Raw genomic sequence first — 21356 nt, forward strand, 5'->3', positions numbered from 1 at the left:
GGACGAGCTTTTACCAAATTGAAAACAGGAATCGGAGCGGCGCGGAGCCGTTCGTGCCGTCACAATTCTCAAACACGACTTCTCAATCCGCGCATCGAAGCGATGTTCGGAGCAATGTGTGGGATGCCTCACTTGCTCCGGCCGCGATGCCTCGTTTACGACTCCGCGCGCAGAAGCGCTGGGGGCTCTCGGCGATCTGTTGTTTTCAGAATCCTTTGCTGACGGAGATTTCCGATGAAGACCACGGCCTCGATCCTGCTTGCCGCCGCGCTCGCGCTGTCGTCCGCGCCCGCCAGTGCCACCGTGCTCGATCTTTCCACCATGAGCTGCAAGCAGTTCGTCGAAGGCGGCGACGACACCATCAAGATGGTGCTGGTCTGGATGGACGGCTGGTACAAGGGCGATTCCGACGAGGCGATCATCGACACCGACGTGTTCGTCGAGAACGCCAAGAAGTTCGGCACCTATTGCGGAAAGAATCCGACCATCAGCATCGTCAACGCCGCCGAGGCGGTGCTCGGCAAGTAAGCTTGCAGCGTCGTCCCGGCGAGACCCATAACCATCGAAGGTCATGGTTACTCCGTCACAAGCTCTCAGGGTGACGGTGTTGGTTTGCTCAGCTTGCTCGGTGTCATCACCCGGCTTGACCGGGTGATCCAGTATTCCAGAGACGCCGGTGATAGAAGCGAGAGGCGGCGGCGTACTGGATCGCCCGGTCAAGCCGGGCGATGACAGCGGTGGGTGAGGACAAAGCTTCACACCCTCTCAGGGTGACGGATTGGTTGCTCGGCTTGCTCGGTGTCATCGCCCGCGAAAGCGGGCGATCCAGTATTCCAGAGACTGCAGTGCTTGAGCCGATAGGCCGCGGCGTACTGGATCGCCCGGTCCATGTGCGCAATTGCGCACAGGCCGGGCGATGACAGCTGCGTAGGATGGTTAGAGCGAAGCGAAACCCATCATCTCAATGCGCGGCACGAAGTTGATGGGTTTCGCTGCGCTCTACCCATCCTACGGGCTACGCAATCGCCTCAAGGGAGCGTGAGCTTCGAAGGATCGACGGCAACCAGCCGGGCCGATTCATCCTTCGAGACGCGCGCAAGAGCGCGCTCCTCAGGATGACGGTGATGGGTGCTGCGGCTGTCTGATTCAACTGTCAAACAGCTTGCTCAGTGTCATCACCCGCGCATGCGGGTGATCCAGTATTCCAGAGACCGCGGTGATGGAATGAGAGGCCGCGGCGTACTGGATCGCCCGGTCCCGTCTACGCCAAGGCTTCGACGAGGCTTGCGATCTCGGGCGCGCCGGAGCTTTAGCGAAGGCGGCAAGCCGGGCGATGACAGCTGCGTAGGATGGTAGAGCGCAGCGAAACCCATCAGCTTCTCAGGATGAGGAGATACACCGTCTCTAATGCAAGAATCCTATCCCGGCAGCATCGCGAAGGCGCTCGAGACCATTGCCACCGGCTTGTTGTCGGCGGCGGAAAGCAGGGTGACGCGGCCGAAGCTCATGGTGCGGCCGAGGCGGACCACGCGGGCGTCGGCCAGCACGTCGGAGGCGGTCACCGCGCGCATGAAATGCGTGGTCTGGTCGACCGTGGTCATCGCGCGATAGCCCTTGTTGGCGGCGAGGTTGGCGATCACCATCGCGGTGTCGGCGAACGCCATCAGCGCCTGGCCGCTGACGGTGCCGCCGCTGCGGCAGAGCCGCTCGGAGAACGGCAGCCGCAGCACCGCGCCAGGCTGCCAGTCGGCGCCGCCGCCCGGAGGGGCTGCGAAGTCGAACTGCTCGACCGCCAGATTGAGATCCTGCACCCACGGCGCAAAGATCTCGCCGAGCGCGCGCCGCGCGTCCTCGATCCCGAATTCACCGGCCTGCTGCTGCATGACGTTCCGTTTCCTCTGAACTGTTGCTCGTGATTTATTCTAGCGCGGGACGGCAAGCAACGGACTCCGTTTACCTCGCCCCGCTTGCGGGGAGAGGTCGAAATTCAAGCGCAGCTTGAATTTCGGGTGAGGGGGAGTCTCCGCGAGTCCAACTGCCGCCATGTTGTGTGGAAGCAGCCCCTCACCCCAACCCTCTCCCCGTAAGAACGGGGCGAGGGAGCGCAGCGCCGTCGCCGTTCGACCCAACTTCATTTCGCTTCAGTTGCGCGTGACATGCACGCGCGGCGTCTTGCCGTCGTTCCATTTGCCGCCGATCGCGCGTTCGATCTGGGCGGCGAGTTGCAGCAGCAGCCCGTCGTCGGCCTGCTTTCCGATTGCCTGGATGCCGAGCGGCAGGCCGTGCTCGTTGGTCGCGAGCGGCAGCGAGATCGCGGGGATGCCGCAGAGATTGGCGAGCGGCGTGAAGGCGAAGTTGCGCCAGAGATTGCCGAACCAGTCCAGCACCGACGGATTGTCCGAGATGGTGAGATATTCCGTGGTGCCGACCTTCGGCGTCGGCAGCGCCGTGATCGGCGTCAGGATGATGTCCCAGTCCTCGAAGAAGGCGCCGAAGCGGCGCGAGGTGGTGTTGAACACGGCCTGCATGCGCGCCCGATCGGCGAAGCTGGTGTCCTTGCCGTGCTCCCAGATCCGGATGTTGATCGGCTCGATCAGCTCGGCCGGCGGGCGCGGCAGTCCGCGCGCCGCCAGCATGTTGCCGATCACGACCGCGAAATTGCTGATGTAGCAGGTGGTCTGCGCGGCGAACGCCGCCTGGTAGTCGATCGCGGGCAGGGCGTAATCGACCTGATGGCCGAGGCCCTCGAGGAAGCGTCCGACCCGTTCGAGCTCGGCCGAAATATGCGGCGTCGCGCGATAGTCGCCCCATTGGTGCGACAGTGCGATTTTGAGCCGGGCAGGGTCGCGCGCGATCATCGCGGTATACGGCTCCGCCGCGCTCCAGTACGGCATGAACTCGCCCGGCGCGCCGCCGCGGCAGGCATCGACGAAGGCCGCGGTGTCGCGCACCGAGCGCGACTGGCAGCCCTGGATCGAGACCAGGCCGGAGAGATCGGACAGATGCGGCGCGATCGAGAACACGCCGCGCGAGACCTTCAGCCCGATATTGCCGTTGACGCCGGCGGGAATCCGGATCGAGCCGCCGCCGTCGGTGGCATGCGCGATCGGCACCGCGCCGGCGGCGACCATCGCCGCGCTGCCGGCCGACGAGCCGCAGGTGGTGTAGTCGGTATTCCAGGGATTGCGCGTGACATAGACGGCGGGGTTTTCCGCCGAGCTGCAGACCCCGAATTCCGGCGTCGTGGTGCGGCCGATCAGATTGAGGCCGGCCTTGCGCAGCTTGGTGGTCAGGAAGGTGTCCTCTGCGGCGCGGTTGCCGCGCATCATCAGCGAGCCCATCTCCTGCAGCCGCCCCTTCAGCGTCGGGCCGAGATCCTTCATCAGGAAGGGCAGGCCGGCGAACGGGCCGTTGAGGTCGGCGCCGTCGCGCGCGGGGTCGGCGATGACGTCGTCGAACAGCTCGACCACGCCGGACAGCGCGCCATCGACCCTGGCTGTGGCGGCTGCGGCCTGCGCGGCCAATTCCCGCGGCGTCAGTTCGCCGTTCCGCACGCGCGCGGCGAGCGCCGTCCCGTCATGCCGCGCCCACTCGTCCCAGCTCATCGCCAAAGTCATGCCGTCGATTCCTTTTCTGCTTTGTTTCGCAACTGTAATTTGCGCTGGCGCAGGGTCAAATCAGCGCTCCGGGGGCGGGGCGCAGGGGCTTGAAAATGCCCCAGTTCTGGGGCCCTATGGCCGCCTGTTCAGGGGATGGGGTCGTCATGTTCCGTCGATTGGTGATGCTGGGCGGCGTGATCGCAATCGGGCTCGCGCTCAGCGGCTGCACCAAATGCGGTCCGATCTGGGACGACTGGATGCAGTCGCCGAAATCCTGCAAGTCAGACCATCTTTGAGGTCCTGCTTTGAAGATCTTGGCGCCTCTGCCAGGCGCGCTTGGCGACGGCTTTTTGGCGGTGATATACCCCCCACGGAAATGCAAGGGAGCGCCCTTATGAGAATTCTGAGCGCGGTCGCGGTCGCGGTGCTGCTGTCGGCGCCGGCCTATGCGCAGATGCCCAATGTCAACCTGATGCCTGAGGTCAAGACCAAGACCCAGGAGGAGAAGGATCAGGACGCCGCCAACCAGAAGGCCTATCAGGAGTCGCTGCGCAAGATTCCCGACGCCAAGACATCGGCCGATCCCTGGGGCGCGGTGCGCAACGACGCGCCGCCGAAGAAGGCCGTCGAGCATCCCGCCAAGCCGAAGACCAAGTCTGGAAGCACAGCGTCCGGCAGCGCAGCGTCCGGCAATACGGCGCAGCGCAGCCAGTAGCGTCCGGCGGCCGTTCCCGAATCGCGCGTCCCGCAGACTCGGATTCCGCCGGCGCCGGCCCTATATATCGGGGACGTCGTCAGTTGGTCCGGATTAGCGACAATGGTCTCTCGCCCGCGCGATCTCGCCAGCCGGATGGCCGCCCGGCGCAAGCCGGACGACGGCTATCTGCGCGAGACCTTCACCCTGCCGCGCGATCAGGCGCGCTCGCGGGCGCGCGACTTCCTGAACCGCTACCCGAAGGCCGCCTATATGAGCGCGGTCGAGAGCTGGCGCGAGCTGCCCGGCGGCGAGATCGAGTTCACGATGCGGCGGCTCGCCAGCGCCGACTGAAGGCGCCCCCGCTCGGGCCGATCCCGGCTCAGTCCTTGTCGCCGTTGCTGCGGGCCTGCTCGCGCCCGAGCTGCTTCAGCTCGCGGTCGATCCGCAGCTGCACCCGGCGGATCGCCAAGAGGTCGAGCTTTGCCTCGGTCTTGCCCGTGAAGACCCGGTTCCCGATCTGGAAGCGCCATTTCCAAACGCCGGCCATCACTTGGGTGACGCTGTATTCGATGCCCTTGTGGATCATCTGAAACTTCCCCAGCGACTCAGGGCGGCACGCGGCAATTAAACTATAAGTTGCATCCATAAAGCAAAACCCGCAAAGCGACAATGTTATGGAAATTCCGTCCGGGACCCGGTCCCGGATCCATCTGCTGGCGGCATCGTTGCCGCTTCCGGCGCGCCAATTCACGCCGGCCAGCATTGCTGTGACGAACACCGCTGAAATCCGCGTGTTCCACCGAAGGTTTAAGTAGTTTTTCGGGCTCTGGAACTTTGTTCTAGCCCGGAGAACTACGGACCGCGGCGCCCGCCGGCGCGGCCGCGCGCTGCCGGACAGCCGCTGGCTGTCGGAACCGGACGCGAGGCGGGCCGTGACGATGATCTAGGTGGAAGGCGGGCCGCCAACCGGGCCGGCCTTAACCATGTCCGTCGGTGCAGTGATTCTACGGACTCGCCAGAACCGCGCCGGCGGGGTTAGGTAAACGAAGTGTTGACGCACTAATTCTGTGACCAAATCATAATTTTGGATTTTGGGTCAAAGGGGCCGCCCTCGAGCGGCCCCTTCATTTTTTCGGAACTCCGTTCACCCGCGGAGAACCCCGGACGACCGGGGGGCGCCGTTGAGAACGTCTTGCGTCCCATAGCCAATGATGTGGCCAGAACATTCACCAAGCCGTCTCAGTAGCTCTACCGAGAACAACGGCTAACCCTTGGTTGCTGCTGGGTTAATGGCAATCCAGGCCGCTCCGAAAAGCAAAGCAGGACGCTGTGGATGGAGGCGGGCCGGCGTTTACTTGTTCGAAAGAACATATTGCGAACATAGAACAAACGTGGTACGCAGTTCCTCATCAACAAAAGCCTGCCACCCGGTCGCATCGTCCCGTTTTCCCGCTAGCGAATCCCCGCCATAAGGAGCACATCCCAAATGTCCGCCACCGCACTGCGTATCGTCGAAGGATCCTCCATGGACAAGTCCAAGGCGCTCTCTGCCGCGCTCTCCCAGATCGAGCGTCAGTTCGGCAAGGGCTCGGTGATGAAGCTCGGCAAGAACGATCGTTCGATGGACGTCGAGACGATTTCGTCGGGATCGCTCGGGCTCGATATCGCGCTTGGCGTCGGCGGCCTGCCGAAGGGGCGGATCGTCGAGATCTACGGGCCGGAATCCTCGGGCAAGACCACGCTGGCGCTGCACACGGTGGCGGAAGGCCAGAAGAAGGGCGGCATCTGCGCCTTCATCGACGCCGAACATGCGCTCGATCCGGTCTATGCCCGCAAGCTCGGTGTCAACATCGACGAGCTCCTGATCTCGCAGCCCGACACCGGCGAGCAGGCGCTTGAGATCGCCGACACCTTGGTGCGCTCCGGCGCGGTTGACGTGCTGGTGATCGACTCGGTCGCGGCGCTGGTGCCGAAGGCCGAGCTCGAGGGCGAGATGGGCGATGCGCTGCCGGGCCTGCAGGCCCGCTTGATGAGCCAGGCGCTGCGCAAGCTCACCGCCTCGATCAACAAGTCCAACACCATGGTGATCTTCATCAACCAGATCCGCATGAAGATCGGCGTGATGTACGGCTCGCCGGAGACCACCACCGGCGGCAACGCGCTGAAATTTTACGCCTCGGTCCGCCTCGACATCCGCCGCATCGGCGCCATCAAGGAGCGCGACGAAGTGGTCGGCAACACCACCCGCGTCAAGGTGGTGAAGAACAAGCTGGCGCCGCCCTTCAAGCAGGTCGAGTTCGACATCATGTACGGCGAGGGCGTCTCCAAGATGGGCGAGATCCTCGACCTCGGCGTCAAGGCCGGCCTGGTCGAGAAATCCGGCGCCTGGTTCTCCTATGACAGCCAGCGGCTCGGCCAGGGCCGCGAGAATTCCAAGGCGTTTTTGCGCTCCAACCCCGACATCACCGCGAAGATCGAAGCCGCGATCCGGCAGAACTCCGGCCTGATCTCCGAGCAGATCCTGGCCGGCACGCCCGAGAGCGACGCCGACGGCGATGAGCCGACCGAAGAGTAAGCCTCGAGGCCGCATAAGTTCGCTGCAAGCGGGCGCTGAGGACGTTGAGTTGCCGACGTCTTCGGCGCCCGTTTCGTTTTGCGCGGGATGTTGGGATGCTGAATGAGCGGCCGATGAAGCGTTTGATTTTGACCAGTTCGTCCGGCACCGACTTGGAACGTGCAGGGCTTGCCGCGAGCGTCGCTTCAGTCTGGTTTCGGTTCGTCTGGGGACCGTTGCCCTCACCGCAGCAGCTGGACGCCTATTTCGGCGCGGGAAGCGATCAGAGTCCTGGCGATCAGAGCCCCGGCGATCACTGGTCCGATTGGTTTCCCCGGAGTCGCGAGCGCGACGCCGTCAGGGATCTTACGTTCATCGAATATTGCGCATCATTCGATCGCATCGAGCTCTGGTTCGATCCGGACCCGAACGATCAAATGCAACTGGCCTGCTTGCTCGATCATGTCCGATCGCATCCCGAGACGGTGGCCAAGTTGGAATTGCGTCTGGTCGGCTTCGATCTGATGATGATAGAGCCGACGTGGAAGGGGTGGAGCGAAGTGCCGCTGGTCAAGGTCCGGCCGGCGCATGTCGAAGCCGCCAGCAAAGTGTGGCGGGCCTATTGCGCCTCGACCCCCGAAGCCAGCTTCGACGTGCTCCCGCACGACCTGAGCGCGTTTCCCTTGCTGCGGCCCGCGCTGCTCGACTTGCTTCAGGAACTTCCGTGGAGCGGATCGGGACTTGGCGCGACCGAAATGCGGCTGCTCGAGCTGATCGGGGCGGGCTTCATGAGCACCAATACGCTGTTCTACCTGCGCGGCTTTCGCCAGCGCGGCGTGTTCAACGATAAGGAAATCGGCACGCTGCTCCAGGGTCTGGCGCACGGGCCGCGGCCGGCGATCGCCGGGCTCGACGACGAGTTGCGCGTCATCGACCCGGAAAATCGACGCGCTCGCGTGGAAGCCTATCGGCGAAGCCGCTTGACCGTGACCGAATTCGGCAAGGCGGTCCTCGCCGGCGCCGACGATTTCAGCCGTCACAATCCGATCGACCGCTGGTGGGGCGGCACGCATCTCACCAACGACAATCTCTGGCGCTGGAATTTGGCGCTGACCAAATCGTAGCGGAGCCGATTGAGGATCATGTCCAGGCTCATCCTCACCTTTACCGATAGCGGCGCCGGCGGCCTGAAGACAGCGAGGCTCGCGGATTGCGTGATCGGTATTGAGCATCGCTTCGTTTGGGGGCGGCTGCCCGCATCGGACGAACTCGATCTCTCGCTCTCGCGGCGCCCGATCGAGCGCCACGACCCGTCACCTCACTGGCTGGACAATCTCACCGGTGCCCCGTTTGCGGACGCGCGTGATCACGGCCTTGGATTGATCGAATTCTGCGAGCGCTTCGATGCGGTCGATCTCTGGGTCGATCCCGATCCCAATTCGCAATTGCAACTGGTCTGGCTGCTGGACTTTTTGCGTCTGCACCCGAACATCACGTCCCGCCTTGCCATTTTGCCGGCGGACCGCGTCATTGGCGATCAACAGCCGGGCGACCTTTCCGCGCAACAGCTGCGGCTTGCTCCTGTCCATAGCGATCACCTCGACATCGCCAGCGCGGCGTGGGCGGCCTGGCGCGCGCCGACGCCGGAATCCTGGTTCGGTCTGTTGCAGCAGGATTTGGGCGAGCTTCCGCGCCTGCGGGATTCGGTCATTGCGCTGCTGGAAGAGCTTCCCTTGCGCAACTGCGGAGTAGGCGCGACGGAAATGCGCATGCTGGAGCTGATCTCGGCGGGATATTTGCATCCGTACGACCTGTTTCCCGGTCACGAGAAACCCAACGAGCGGTGCACGTTCGGCTATTGGGAGGTTGGAGCCCTGCTGGATGGATTGGCCCGGTGTTCGATGCCTGCCGTATCGGGCCTCGACGAGGGGCCTTTCGACCTCGCCATGCACGATGCGCCCGATCGTCACGAGCGCTACAGCCGAAGCCGGCTTGCACTGACTGAACTTGGCAAGGCGGTCCTCGCCGGCGCCGACGATTTCAGCCGCCACAATCCGATCGACCGCTGGTGGGGCGGCACGCATCTCACCAACGACAATCTCTGGCGCTGGAATTTGGCGCTGACCAAATCGTAGCGTCGTCAAACTGAGCGAGCGGTGCCGTGACAACTCTGATCCTGGCGACGGACGACATCGGGTGCGACAGACTCAGGCGAGCTGGAAAGGCGGACGTTGTCATCGGCCTGAGGCATCGGTTTGTTTGGCGAAAGCTGCCATCCCCATCGGAGCTTGCAGGTTCGCTGGAGGCGCGTTCGGCAAAACATGGCGTGCTCGGCTCGCATTGGCTCGACGATCACCGTCCAAAGCGGCTTGAACCATTCAGCAAGGACCTCGGCCTGATCGAGTTATGCGCCCGCTGTGACAGCATTGAGCTGTGGGTCGATCCCCGGCCCAACGACCAATTGATTCTGATCTGGCTGCTTGATGTTCTGCGGCCGTACCGGGACATCCTGTCACGGCTCAGCATCGTCCAGACCGACGCTGAGACCGGCAACTTTCTGCCTGAAAGCCTGGCAGAATGGCAGTTGCCGAAACTGCCAGTAACTGACGACCGTCTCAGGCTGGCAAGCCGGGCTTGGCGCGCCTATCGCGCGCCGACGCCCGAGCCTTGCTTCGCTCTCCTCATGGAGGACCTTGCTGCGATTCCGCGGCTTCGCGCCGCGCTCATTGCGCTTCTCGAAGAGATTCCTGGATCGCGGACCGGGTTGGGTGCGACCGAGTACAGGATATTGGACCTGGTGTCCGACGGTTGCGAAAAGCCGACAGGACTTGCCTCCGAAACGTATCGGAGGTGCCCGGTTTTCAATCTCCGGGAGATTGAATCTCTGCTGGATGGTCTCGCTTATTGCCTGACACCGGCTCTCTCAGGGTTCAACAGCGAGCTCGAAGCACCCGATGATGTCAAGGCCCGGTACGAGCGACACTTATGGAGCCGGTTGTCGTTGACCGATTTCGGCGAAGAGGTTTTGGAGCACGAGCTGAACTTCCGGCGCCACAATCCGATCAGCCGCTGGTGGGGAGGCACCGAGCTGATCAATAGCCGGCTCTGGCAATGGGATACTGACCGCAGGTGCCTGATTGCTCCTTAGAACTCAACTCGCGCAACGCTTGGCGCGCCGCGCGCAGCTACCCCTCCGCCAGCGCCTTTTCCCGGCTCGCGATCAGCGCCCGCAAATCCTCGGTCACCGCGACTGACTGATGGGTCTTCTGGTCGGTGGCGACCCAGATGATCTCGCCGGTGGCGCGCAGGTCGTCCGAGCCTTTGGCGAAGATCGCGAGCGCAAGGTTGATCGAGGAGCGGCCGATCCGCGCGACGCGCACGCAGACCTCGATGTCCTCGTCAAAGCGGATCGGCGCCTTGTATTCGACCACCGTCTTCACGGTGTGGAAGTCGATGCCGGTGCGCGCGACCTCGCCGAGATAGTCGTAGCCGAGCGCGCGAAAATACTCCGTGATCGCGGTGTCGAAGTAGGTCAAATAGTGGGCGTTGAACACCACGGCCTGCGCGTCGACCTCGGAATAGCGGACGCGGAACGGGAAATGAAACCAGAATTCCTCGCGCATGGCTCCTCCTGCCGCGGCTTCGTTGGCCGCGTAATCAGCCGGACGTTATAATAGCAGATCGTAGGATGCGTAGAGCGAAGCGAAACCCATCAATTGCGCCCGCGCGGCGAGATGATGGGTTTCGCCAACGGGGCCGCGCGCTGCGCGGACCCGTCGGCTCTACCCATCCTACAACATATTCCGCTATTCCGCCGCCTGCGCGTAATCCGCGACCGGCGGGCACGAGCACACCAGGTTGCGATCGCCGTAGACGTTGTCGACGCGGCCGACCGGGCTCCAGTATTTGTCAGAGCGCGACACGCCGGCCGGGAAGCAACCCTCGGCGCGGCTGTAGGCGCGATCCCAGCCATCGTCGGCGATGTCGTGCACGGTGTGCGGTGCGTGGCGCAGCGGCGAGGCCTCGATTGTCCAGCGGCCCTTCTCGACCTCGGCGATCTCGTTGCGGATCGCGATCATGGCATCGCAGAAGCGGTCGATCTCGATCTTGGATTCCGATTCGGTCGGCTCGATCATCAGCGTACCGGCGACCGGGAAACTCATGGTCGGGGCGTGGAAGCCGTAGTCGATCAGCCGCTTTGCGATATCGTCGACGGTGACGCCGCTGGAGGTCTTCAGCGGCCGCGGGTCGACGATGCACTCATGCGCGACGCGGCCGCGGGCGTTGCGATACAGCACCGGGAAGTGCGGCTGCAGCCGAGCCGCGATGTAGTTGGCGTTGAGGATCGCCACTTCCGTGGCGCGCGTCAGCCCTTCGCCGCCCATCATCAGGATGTAGATGTAGGAGATGGTCAGGATCGAGGCCGAGCCGAACGGCGCCGCCGACACCGGGCCGATCGGGTGCGCAATGTCGGCGTCGGTCGCGGGATGGCGATTCTCAGGATGACTTGGGAGATAGGGCGCAAGATGCGCTTTGACGCCGATCGGGCCCATGCCGGGGCCGCCGCCGCCATGCGGGATGCAGAAGGTCTTGTGCAGGTTGAGATGGCTGACATCGGCGCCGTAGTCGCCGGGCCGCGACAGGCCGACCTGCGCATTCATGTTGGCGCCGTCGAGATAGACCTGTCCGCCATGCGCGTGCACGACCTCGCAGATCTCGCTGATATGCTCCTCGAACACGCCGTGGGTCGAGGGATAGGTGATCATGACAGCTGCGAGGTTGGCGGAATGCTTTTCCGCCTTGGCGCGCAGGTCGTTGACGTCGACGTCGCCGCGCGCATCGCACGCCACCACCACGACATCCATGCCGACCATCGCGGCCGAGGCCGGGTTGGTGCCGTGCGCGGAGGAGGGGATCAGGCAGACTTTGCGGTGCGGCTCGCCGCGCGCCAGATGATAGCCGCGGATCGCAAGCAGCCCGGCATATTCGCCCTGCGCGCCGGAGTTCGGCTGCAGCGACACCGCGTCATAGCCGGTGATGTCGCACAGCCACTGCTCCAGCCGCTTGAACAGCGCGTGATAGCCCTTGGCCTGATCCACTGGGGCGAACGGATGCAGCTGGCCGAACGCCGGCCAGGTCAGCGGGATCATTTCCGTGGTGGCGTTCAGCTTCATGGTGCAGGAGCCGAGCGGGATCATCGCGCGGTCGAGCGCGAGGTCGCGGTCTGAGAGCTTGCGCATGTAGCGCAGCAGCTCGGTCTCCGAGCGATGGGTGTTGAACACCGGATGGGTGAGGAAGGCGCTGGTCCGCTTCAGGTCCTTCGGCAGCGCCTCGCGCGCGGTCGCCTCGATTTCGGCAAAGACGAGCTTGCCGCCGAAAACCCGCCATACGGTTTCGACCGTCTCCGGCGTCGAGGTCTCGTCGAGCGCGATGCCGAGCGTCGTCTCGCCGATCCGCAGATTGATCCGCTCCGCCAGCGCGCGGGCGATCAGCTCGTGCTGCCTGGCGCCGACCTCGACGGTCACGGTGTCGAAGAAGGCCTCGCTGGTTGGGGCAAAGCCGAGCTTGCGCAGGCCGGCGGCGAGCACCGCGGCGCGGCGATGCACGCTGCGCGCGATGTGGGTCAGACCCTCGGGGCCGTGATACACCGCGTACATCGAGGCGATCACGGCCAGCAGCACCTGCGCGGTGCAGATGTTGGAGGTCGCCTTCTCGCGGCGGATATGCTGCTCGCGGGTCTGCAATGCGAGGCGATAGGCCGGCAGCCCGCGCGAATCCACCGACAGGCCGACGATGCGGCCGGGCAGCGAGCGCTTCAGCGCATCGCGCACCGCCATGTAGGCGGCATGCGGCCCGCCATAGCCCATCGGCACGCCGAAGCGCTGCGCCGAGCCGACCGCGATGTCGGCGCCGAGCTCGCCGGGCGAGGCGAGAACGGTCAGCGCCAGCAGGTCGGCCGCGACGATCGCCAGCGCGCCTTTGGCGCGCAGTGCGGCGATGGCGGGCTTGAGGTCGCGCACCGCGCCCGACGTGCCCGGATATTGCAGCAGCGCGCCGATCACGTCGGCCTTGTCGAGCTCGGTGAGGGGATCGCCGACGACCAGCGCCCAGCCCAGCGGCGCGGCGCGGGTGCGCATCACCGCCAGCGTCTGCGGATGCACCTCCGTGTCGACGAAGAACAGTTTTGACTTCACCTGCGAATGCCGTTCGGCGAGCGCCATCGCTTCCGCCGCCGCGGTCGCCTCGTCGAGCAGCGAGGCGTTGGCGACGTCGAGCCCGGTGAGATCGCAGATCATGGTCTGGAAGTTGAACAGCGCCTCCAGCCGGCCCTGGCTGATCTCGGGCTGATACGGCGTATAGGCGGTGTACCAGGCCGGATTCTCCAGAATGTTGCGCTGGATCACCGCGGGCAGGATGGTGCCGGAATAGCCCTGGCCGATCAGCGAGGTGAACACCTGGTTCTGGTTCGCAAGCTCGCTCATGTGGGCGAGCGCCTCGGTCTCGCTCAGCGCGCGCCCGAGATCGAGCGGCGCCTGCTGCCGGATCGAGGCGGGCAGGGTTTCGCTCATCAGCACCTGCAGGCTCGCGGCGCCGACCGTCTCCAGCATCGCGTTGATGTCGCGCGGCGAGGGGCCGATGTGGCGGCGGACGAAATCGGTGGCGGCTTCGTTGATCGGCTTGAAGGGTGCGTTCATGGCATCATCCTCAGGCGGTGTGCGCGGCGTAGGCGGCCTCATCCATCAGGCCGCCGAGCTCGCTCTTGTCCGATATCTTCATCTTGAAGAACCAGGCCTTGCCGGCGGCGTCCGAATTGACCAGAGCGGGCTCGGCGACGAGCGTGTCGTTGACCTCGACCACCTCGCCGGTGATCGGCGCATAGACGTCGGACGCCGCCTTGACGGATTCGACGACGGCGGCGGCCTCGGCCTTCTTCAGGCTGCGGCCGACCTTGGGCAGTTCGACGAACACGACGTCGCCGAGCTGCGATTGCGCGTAGTCGGTGATGCCGATGGTCGCGACGTCACCCTCGATGCGGAGCCATTCGTGGTCGGACGTGTAGAGCGTCGTCATTGTTGATCCTCAGCGTTTGTAGGTATTGGGAACGAAAGGCGTGGCGGCGACCTTGAGCGGCAGCCGCTGGCCGCGCACTTCGGCGAAAACCGTGGTGCCTGTGGCAGAAAGCGATGTCGGCAGATAGCCCATCGCGACCGGCGCATTGAGGCTCGGGCCAAAGCCGCCCGAGGTCACCTTGCCGATCGGCTCGGTCGAGGCCGGATCGGCGAACAGGATCGCGCCCTCGCGCACCGGGGCGCGACCGTCCGGCCGCAGCCCGACGCGGCGGCGCGATGCGCCCTGCGCGAATTGGGCGAGGATCTTGTCGGCGCCGGGAAAGCCGCCGGCGCGCCCGCCGCCATTGCGGCGGACCTTTTGCACCGACCATTCCAGCGCACCCTCGACTGGCGTGGTCGTGGTGTCGATGTCGTGGCCGTACAGGCACAGACCGGCCTCGAGCCGCAGGCTGTCGCGGGCACCGAGCCCGATCGGCAGCACGTCGGGATTGTCGAGCAGGGCGGTGACCAGCGCCTCGGCCTTGTCCGCCGGCACGGAAATCTCAAAACCGTCCTCGCCGGTATAGCCGGAGCGCGAGACGAAACAGTCGATGCCGGCGACGCGGCGCGGGCCGGCATCCATGAATTTCATCGAACCGACATCCGGGCAGAATTTCGCCAGCGCCGATTCGGCCTTCGGTCCCTGCAGCGCGATCAGCGCGCGGTCGGCCAGCGCCACGATCTCGCAGGCGTCGGAGAGGTGCGCGCGCAGATGCGCCTCGTCCTCGTCCTTGCAGGCGGCGTTGACCACCAGGAACAAATGGTCGCCGAAATTCGCGACCATGAGGTCGTCGAGCAGCCCGCCGTCTTCATTGGTGAATTGCGCGTAGCGCTGCCGTCCCGGCGCGATGCCCAAAATATCCTGCGGCACCAGTTTCTCCAGCGCGAGCGCGGCGTCCGCGAGCTTGCCGGATTTCGGCCGCAGCGCCAGCTGGCCCATGTGGGAGACGTCGAACAGCCCGGCGTTGCTGCGGGTGTGCAGGTGCTCCTTCAGCACGCCGGCGGCGTATTGCACCGGCATGTCATAGCCGGCGAACGGCACCATCTTGGCCCCACGCGCGATGTGCAGCGCGTGCAGCGGGGTCTGTTTCAGCGGGGAAGTTTCGCGCGCAAGCATCACAGGGCCCTCGCGGTTCCCGCGGGGACCTATTTCCCCTTGAGAAACCTGCAGAAAGCCCCATCTGTCGCTTTGCCTGAGAGTATTATCCCGTCGGCGGACGCATCGGGGTCGAACCCCAGCGCCTCTTTCCAGATGTCAGACGTCACGCGGTCCTTTTGCCTGAGAGTTTCCGGGGCGGTTGCTCCTTCGGCGCCGGCGGGTAGGGCCGGTCTCTCCCGACGTGACGGGGTAACAGATAAGATGGAAACACGACGCCACCAAGGCTGTCAACGCAGCCGCAGCAACTATCCCATGCGGTGTTGTGTGCTGCGGCAAGCTTATGATCCGCCTGCACAGTTTCTGGACACCGCCGCCCGCAATGTCTAAAAGCGTTCGGCCGGAAAAATACGGTATTTTGCGCCCGACCGGCCCATTTTCCGATTGGATGAACATGAGCAGCGTCAACGACATCAGGTCGACATTTCTGAACTACTTCAAGGACAACGGCCACGAGATCGTGGCGTCGTCACCCTTGGTGCCGCGCAATGACCCGACCTTGATGTTCAACAATGCCGGCATGGTGCAGTTCAAGAACGTCTTCACCGGGATCGAGAAGCGTCCCTATCAGCGCGCCACCACGGCGCAGAAATGCGTGCGCGCCGGCGGCAAGCACAACGACCTCGACAATGTCGGCTACACCGCGCGCCATCTCACCTTCTTCGAGATGCTCGGCAACTTCTCGTTCGGCGATTACTTCAAGGAGCGCGCGATCGAGCTCGCCTGGAACCTGATCACGAAGGAGTTCGGGCTGAGCAAGGACAAGCTGCTGGTCACCGTCTACCACGACGACGACGAGGCGGCGGGCCACTGGAAGAAGATCGCCGGCTTCAGCGACGACCGCATCATCCGCATCGCGACCTCGGACAACTTCTGGGCGATGGGCGATACCGGCCCGTGCGGGCCGTGCTCCGAAATCTTCATCGATCGCGGCGAGCACATCTGGGGCGGGCCTCCGGGCACGCCGGAAGAGGACGGCGATCGCTTCCTGGAATTCTGGAACCTGGTGTTCATGCAGTACGAGCAGGTGACGAAGGAGGAGCGCGTCGCGCTGCCGCGTCCCTCGATCGACACCGGCATGGGACTGGAGCGGATGGCCTCCATCCTGCAGGGCGTCGAGAGCGTGTTCGAGAGCGACCTGTTCCGCAACCTGATCGATGCGGCATCGTCGGCGCTCGGCCATGGGCCGAACGCGCAGAACGTGGCGTCGTACCGGGTGATCGCGGACCATCTGCGTTCGTCGGCTTTCCTGATCGCCGATGGCGTGCTGCCGTCGAACGAGGGCCGCGGCTATGTGCTGCGCCGGATCATGCGCCGCGCGATGCGCCATGCGCAGCTGCTCGGCGCGAGCGAGCCGCTGATGCATCGGCTGGTCTGGGCGCTGGTCCGCGAGATGGGCCAGGCCTATCCGGATCTGGTGCGCGCCGAGAAGCTGATCGAGGAGACGCTACGGCTGGAAGAGACACGGTTCCGCAAGACCCTGGTGCGCGGATTGTCGCTGCTCGACGAGAAGAGCGCCGGCCTCAAGAAGGGCGACATGTTCGATGGCGACACCGCCTTCACGCTGTACGACACCTATGGCTTCCCGCTCGACCTGACCCAGGACGCGCTGAAGTCGCGCGGCATCAGCGTCGACCAGGCGGCGTTCAGCGACGCGATGGAGCGCCAGCGCATCAAGGCGCGTGCGTCCTGGGCGGGCTCCGGCGAGGCGGCGAGCGAAGCGATCTGGTTCCCGCTCCGCGAGAAGCTCGGCGCGACGGAGTTTCTGGGCTACGAGACCGAGAGCGCGGAAGGCGCGGTGACGGCGCTGGTCAAGGACGGCGCCGAGGTCGACAGCCTCAAGCAAGGTGAGACCGGCGCGATCCTGCTGAACCAGACGCCGTTCTATGCGGAGTCCGGCGGCCAGGTCGGCGACATCGGCGTGCTCACCGGCGAGGGCGTCACCTTCCGCGTCACCGAGACGCAGAAGAAGGCCGGCGACCTGTTCGTGCATCTCGGCACGGTGGAGCAGGGCACGCTGAAGGTCGGCACCGCGCTGCAGCTCGAGGTCGACCACGCCAGGCGCTCGTCGATCCGCGCCAACCATTCCGCGACGCACCTCCTGCACGAGGCGCTGCGCCAGGTGCTCGGCGATCACATCGCGCAGCGCGGCTCGCTGGTCGCGCCCGACCGGCTGCGCTTCGACTTCGTGCATCCGAAGCCGATCACGGCCGAGGAACTCGCCCGCGTCGAGGACATCGCCAACGACGTCGTGCTGGAGAATGACGAGGTCACCACCCGCATCATGGCGGTGGACGACGCGCGCGAGGCCGGCGCCCGGGCGCTGTTCGGCGAGAAGTATGGCGACGAGGTCCGCGTCGTCTCGATGGGCAAGTCGGCCCGCGCGCACGGCCAGAACGCGCTCGGCTGGTCAGTCGAACTGTGCGGCGGCACCCATGTCCGCCGCACCGGCGATATCGGGTTGATCTCGGTGACCAGCGAAAGCGCGGTGGCGTCGGGCGTGCGCCGCATCGAGGCGCTGACCGGCCGCTACGCGCGCAAGCACGCCAACGATACCATGGCGCTGGCCAAGACCGCGGCGCTGGAGCTGCGCACCACGGTCGAGGACGTGCCGGCGCGCATCGCCGCGCTGGTCGAGGAGCGCAAGAAGCTCGAGCGCGATCTGTCGGACGCCCGCAAGAAGCTCGCGATGGGCGGCGGCAGCGCGTCGAACGGCACGGGCGCCGGGGTCCGCGAGGTCGGCAACGTCAAGCTGCTGGCGCGCGCGGTCGAGGGCGTCGAGACCAAGGATCTGAAGAGCCTGGTCGACGACGGCAAGAAGCAGATCGGCTCCGGCGTGGTCGCCATCGTCGGCGTCACCGAGGACGGCAAGGCCGGCATCGTGGTCGGCGTCACCGCCGATCTCACCTCGCGCTTCAACGCCGTCGAGCTGGTGCGCAAGGGCTCCGAAGCCCTCGGCGGCAAGGGCGGCGGCGGCCGGCCCGACATGGCGCAGGCCGGCGGGCCCGACGGCGCCAAGGCCAGCGCCGCATTGTCGGCGATCGAACAGGCGATGGCCGGCGCCTGACGGAGAGGCACGATCGTGACCACGGTTCCGGGCAAGCGCATTGGCAGCGACCCGGAGCTGCGGGAGCGACTCTACGAGCTGCTTGAACGCGATGACCTGCCGCATTCCGGCGGGTCGCGGTTTGCCCGCTTCATCGTCGCCATCATCGCCGCCGACGTGCTGGCGGCGATCCTGGCCTCGGAGCCCGAGATCGATGCCCGGTTCGGCTGGCTGCTGACGACGGTCGAGATCGGCGCCGTCGTCGCCTTCGCGCTGGAATATGCCGCGCGGCTCTGGAGCGTGGTCGGCCATTCCTTGCGTCACATGACGCCGCTCAGGGCGCGACTGGAATACGCGCTGTCAGCCCTCGGCCTGATCGATCTGCTGGCCTTCCTGCCGTCGGCGGTCGCGCTGGTGATCGGCGACAAGACCGCGCTGGTGCTGTTCGGCATGCTGCCGTTCCTCAAGCTGGTGCGCTATTCGCCGGCGCTGCGCTCGCTGCTCGCGGCGCTGCACGCCGAGCGGCGCACGCTGTTCGGCTGCCTCGTGATCCTGACCGGCGCGGTGCTGCTGTTCGCCGCGCTGCTCTATGCCATCGAGCACAAGGTGCAGCCGGACAAGTTCGGCACCATGCCGCAGGCGATGTGGTGGGCGATCGTGACGCTCGGCACCGTCGGCTATGGCGACGTCGTGCCGGTGACGCCGCTCGGGCGGATCGTCACGGTGTTCGCGATCGTGGTCGGCTTTGCGATGATCGCGCTGCCGGTCGCGATCGTCTCGACCGCGTTTGCCGAGGAGGTGCGGCGCCGCGATTTCGTCGTGACCTGGGGCATGCTGGCGCGGGTGCCGCTGTTCGCCCATCTCGGCGCCGCCGAGATCGCCGACATCATGCGGCTGCTGCGGGCGCAGACCATCGAGCCGGGCGAGGTGCTGGTGCGGCGCGGGGACGCGGCGTCGTCGATGTACTTCATCACCTCGGGCGAGGTCGAGATCGACCTGCCGGGCCAGCGGGTGCGGCTGTCCGACGGCAGCTTCTTCGGCGAGATCGCGCTGCTCCGGCGCACCAAGCGCTCGGGCACCGTGACGGCAATCCACAAGAGCAGGCTGCTGGTGCTCGATGCGCAGGATTTTCATGCGTTGATCGAGCGCATGCCGGCGCTCGCGGCGCATGTGAAGGAGACCGCGGAGGCGCGGCTCGCCGACACCGTCGTGGCCGGCGGCGGCGATGTCGCACCCGGCGAGATCGCGCACGCGGCGCCGGCGGAAACCGACGGCGGCAATCGGGATTAGGGTGCGTCCTCATGAATTTGGGACGCCGCTTTCGGGGGCGAAGGGGACACGCGACCCGACTCCAGCAATATCGTCTTGTGACCCGAAGTGGACCTATGCGGTGCGTGAGGTGAACGCCAGCACGGAGCCTGGTGCTCGTCGTTCCGCCGATCGAAAGCGATTCCGTAGACCGGCGGGCATACGTCGTTCCCTTTCATGATTCGATGGATCATTCGGCAAAGGCGGCTCACGCAATGGGCGGATTTTCTTCGAGACGCTCGATCAACAATTCAGTGAGGGCCTGTACCTTCCGTGAGGGATGTTGGCCCGGCGGGCGAACGACGTATGCACCTGCCGAAGGTGGTGGATGGCGTTTCATGACGGCAACGAGCGCGCCGGATGCAATGTATTGATGGGTCACGCAATCGGGGAGCCAAGCGACGCCAAGTCCTGCTGCCGCGGCGACGGCGAGAGCTGTGCCGTTGTCGGCCTTGAAGCGCCCGCGCGGATGAACCGTGACGATTTCGTCTCCATTCATGAATTGCCAGGTTTCGGTGCCTTGCATCAGCGCTTCATGAGCGATGAGCTCGTCCAGCGTCTCCGGGACACCGTGCGCCTTGATATAGTCCGGGCTCGCGACAAGTTTTCCGTAGATCCGTCCGACACGTCTCGCGATCAGGTTGGAGTCTTGAAGATAGCCGACCCGAATGGCGCAATCGAATCCCTCGGCAACGATATCGACGAAGCGATCACTATAGGCAGTGTGAACGTGAAGCTGCGGGTGACGTCGCGCCATTTCCGCGATTATGGGAGCGAAGTGGGTCGGGCCGAAAGTAAGCGGCACAGATATTCGCAGGCGGCCGCGAAGATCGCCTGCGGGTCGGATGATTTCCTTGGCGGCTTCGATCTCGGCGCGGACTATGGCTGCATGGTTTCGAAACGTGACGCCGGCTTCCGTGAGAGCGGCGCCGCGGGTGGTTCTTGCAAGAAGCTGGACGCCTAGCTCCGTTTCAAGCCGGAGTAGCCGTCGGCTCACAATCGATTTCGAGACGCCGAGCCGGCGCGCAGCGCCCGAAATGCCTCCAGCATCGGCAACCTCGACGAATGTAGTCACGTCTTCAATGTCCAACTCGGCGTTCCCCACTTTGCGACACAGCTCGCCAGAATTGGGGCCTATCGTATCAGAAACAGGAATGACAAGTGTCTGGGCACGGCGCCGCAGCCGGCGCATGTCTCACCACAAGAGAGGATATGTTCATGAGCTTTCGTAATGGGCTTGCTTCGCTTCTTCGCCCTGAAGATTCGGTGCTCGTTCTGATCGACCACCAGCCTTACCAGCTTGCGAATCTGAACAGCCACGATCCGCACATGGTGGTCAACAATTCGACAGCGCTGGCGAAGGCCGCGAAGGCTTTCGGTGTTCCCACCATCTTGACGAGCGTGATCGCCGATCGCGGCGGTCTCATCTTCCCCCAGATCACCGATGTCTTCCCCGGTCAGGAGGTGATCGACCGGACGTTCATCAACACCTGGCAAGATCGAAAGGTGGTCGACGCGGTCAAGGCCACCGGCCGCAAGCAGCTCATCATCGCCGGCCTATGGACCGAAATTTGCGTTGCGATGCCGACCATCCAGGCGCTCGGCGAAGGTTGGGATGTGACGGTTGTCACCGATGCGTCCGGCGGCACTTCGGTCGAGGCCCACGAGGTCGCCATCCAGCGCATGATCGCGGCCGGCGCGAACATGATGACCTGGCTGGCAGTGGCTTCGGAGTGGCAGCGCGACTGGGCCCGGACAGAGCATGCCGCTGAGCTTTCGGAGCTGCTTGTGCAGCATGCCGCCGGCAGCGGCATCGCCTTCCTGTGGGAGCAGCAACTGCTCAATACACCGGTGTCGAGCACCGCACGCTGATCTAACCGGGGGTGA

At 64.9% G+C, this 21356-nt stretch carries 19 protein-coding genes and 1 riboswitch; of the genes, 11 read left to right on the plus strand and 8 right to left on the minus strand.

Annotation, left to right across the window (positions count from 1 at the left end; genetic code table 11):
- Nucleotides 1–234 precede the first annotated feature (234 nt).
- Nucleotides 235–528: an HdeA/HdeB family chaperone gene (locus tag CI41S_RS14150; protein WP_139859739.1), complete on the plus strand. Its 294-nt coding sequence runs from the start codon at nt 235–237 to the stop codon at nt 526–528.
- A gap of 890 nt (nt 529–1418) precedes the next feature.
- Here the strand turns inward: CI41S_RS14150 and CI41S_RS14155 are convergent.
- Nucleotides 1419–1883 carry a PaaI family thioesterase gene (locus tag CI41S_RS14155; protein ID WP_139484760.1) on the minus strand — a complete coding sequence of 155 codons (465 nt, stop codon included), beginning with the start codon at nt 1881–1883 and terminating at the stop codon, nt 1419–1421.
- A 258-nt stretch (nt 1884–2141) separates the two neighbouring features.
- The gene (locus CI41S_RS14160; protein WP_172628031.1) at nt 2142–3617 is read right to left on the minus strand and encodes an amidase; all 1476 of its coding nucleotides are present in this window, start codon (nt 3615–3617) and stop codon (nt 2142–2144) included.
- A gap of 146 nt (nt 3618–3763) precedes the next feature.
- On the opposite strand from CI41S_RS14160, the gene CI41S_RS14165 reads away from it, so the two are divergent.
- From CI41S_RS14165 to CI41S_RS14175, 3 genes are all read left to right on the plus strand, one after another.
- Nucleotides 3764–3895, plus strand: a complete 132-nt coding sequence (locus CI41S_RS14165; RefSeq protein WP_139484761.1) for a peptidylprolyl isomerase — start codon at nt 3764–3766, stop codon at nt 3893–3895.
- 98 nt (nt 3896–3993) lie between these two features.
- Nucleotides 3994–4314: a hypothetical protein gene (locus CI41S_RS14170; protein WP_139859741.1), complete on the plus strand. Its 321-nt coding sequence runs from the start codon at nt 3994–3996 to the stop codon at nt 4312–4314.
- Nucleotides 4315–4416: 102 nt separating this feature from the next.
- Entirely contained in the window at nt 4417–4647 is a 231-nt protein-coding gene (locus CI41S_RS14175; protein ID WP_139859743.1) for a hypothetical protein, read from the plus strand.
- A gap of 28 nt (nt 4648–4675) precedes the next feature.
- Here the strand turns inward: CI41S_RS14175 and CI41S_RS45315 are convergent, their stop codons facing one another.
- Nucleotides 4676–5074 (minus strand): hypothetical protein, encoded by a 399-nt coding sequence (locus CI41S_RS45315; protein ID WP_430650018.1) that lies wholly within the window; start codon nt 5072–5074, stop codon nt 4676–4678.
- Between the two features lie 708 nt (nt 5075–5782).
- On the opposite strand from CI41S_RS45315, the gene recA reads away from it, so the two are divergent.
- From recA to CI41S_RS14200, 4 genes are all read left to right on the plus strand, one after another.
- Complete coding sequence (recA, locus tag CI41S_RS14185; protein WP_139484768.1) at nt 5783–6871, plus strand: recombinase RecA; 1089 nt, start codon at nt 5783–5785, stop codon at nt 6869–6871.
- Nucleotides 6872–6966: 95 nt separating this feature from the next.
- Nucleotides 6967–7974: a hypothetical protein gene (locus tag CI41S_RS14190; protein WP_244626509.1), complete on the plus strand. Its 1008-nt coding sequence runs from the start codon at nt 6967–6969 to the stop codon at nt 7972–7974.
- Between the two features lie 18 nt (nt 7975–7992).
- A complete protein-coding gene (locus CI41S_RS14195) occupies nt 7993–8985 on the plus strand; it encodes a hypothetical protein (RefSeq protein ID WP_139484769.1) in 993 nt (330 codons plus the stop codon).
- A 26-nt stretch (nt 8986–9011) separates the two neighbouring features.
- Nucleotides 9012–9998 (plus strand): hypothetical protein, encoded by a 987-nt coding sequence (locus tag CI41S_RS14200; RefSeq protein ID WP_244626510.1) that lies wholly within the window; start codon nt 9012–9014, stop codon nt 9996–9998.
- 37 nt (nt 9999–10035) lie between these two features.
- On the opposite strand, the gene CI41S_RS14205 is transcribed toward CI41S_RS14200, so the two are convergent.
- The 4 genes from CI41S_RS14205 to gcvT all read right to left on the minus strand — a co-directional run bounded on the left by CI41S_RS14205 (nt 10036) and on the right by gcvT (nt 15076).
- Nucleotides 10036–10473, minus strand: coding sequence for an acyl-CoA thioesterase (locus CI41S_RS14205; protein ID WP_139484770.1), 438 nt, complete (start codon nt 10471–10473; stop codon nt 10036–10038).
- Nucleotides 10474–10656: 183 nt separating this feature from the next.
- Complete coding sequence (gene gcvP / locus CI41S_RS14210; protein ID WP_139859746.1) at nt 10657–13545, minus strand: aminomethyl-transferring glycine dehydrogenase; 2889 nt, start codon at nt 13543–13545, stop codon at nt 10657–10659.
- 10 nt (nt 13546–13555) lie between these two features.
- Entirely contained in the window at nt 13556–13921 is a 366-nt protein-coding gene (gene gcvH, locus CI41S_RS14215) for a glycine cleavage system protein GcvH (RefSeq protein WP_139484772.1), read from the minus strand.
- Nucleotides 13922–13930: 9 nt separating this feature from the next.
- A complete protein-coding gene (gene gcvT / locus CI41S_RS14220; protein ID WP_172628032.1) occupies nt 13931–15076 on the minus strand; it encodes a glycine cleavage system aminomethyltransferase GcvT in 1146 nt (381 codons plus the stop codon).
- A gap of 141 nt (nt 15077–15217) precedes the next feature.
- Nucleotides 15218–15307: riboswitch (glycine riboswitch) on the minus strand.
- 202 nt (nt 15308–15509) lie between these two features.
- On the opposite strand from gcvT, the gene alaS reads away from it, so the two are divergent.
- Entirely contained in the window at nt 15510–18182 is a 2673-nt protein-coding gene (gene alaS / locus CI41S_RS14225; protein ID WP_172628033.1) for an alanine--tRNA ligase, read from the plus strand.
- Nucleotides 18183–18197: 15 nt separating this feature from the next.
- Nucleotides 18198–19451 (plus strand): cyclic nucleotide-gated ion channel, encoded by a 1254-nt coding sequence (locus CI41S_RS14230; protein ID WP_139859751.1) that lies wholly within the window; start codon nt 18198–18200, stop codon nt 19449–19451.
- A gap of 226 nt (nt 19452–19677) precedes the next feature.
- On the opposite strand, the gene CI41S_RS14235 is transcribed toward CI41S_RS14230, so the two are convergent.
- Nucleotides 19678–20559 carry a LysR family transcriptional regulator gene (locus CI41S_RS14235; RefSeq protein ID WP_139859754.1) on the minus strand — a complete coding sequence of 294 codons (882 nt, stop codon included), beginning with the start codon at nt 20557–20559 and terminating at the stop codon, nt 19678–19680.
- Between the two features lie 128 nt (nt 20560–20687).
- Here CI41S_RS14235 and CI41S_RS14240 point away from each other — a divergent pair, with 128 nt between their 5' ends.
- Nucleotides 20688–21341: a hydrolase gene (locus CI41S_RS14240; RefSeq protein WP_139859756.1), complete on the plus strand. Its 654-nt coding sequence runs from the start codon at nt 20688–20690 to the stop codon at nt 21339–21341.
- Nucleotides 21342–21356: the final 15 nt, after the last annotated feature.

The organism is Bradyrhizobium ivorense, from assembly GCF_900696085.1.
GTDB lineage: Bacteria > Pseudomonadota > Alphaproteobacteria > Rhizobiales > Xanthobacteraceae > Bradyrhizobium > Bradyrhizobium ivorense.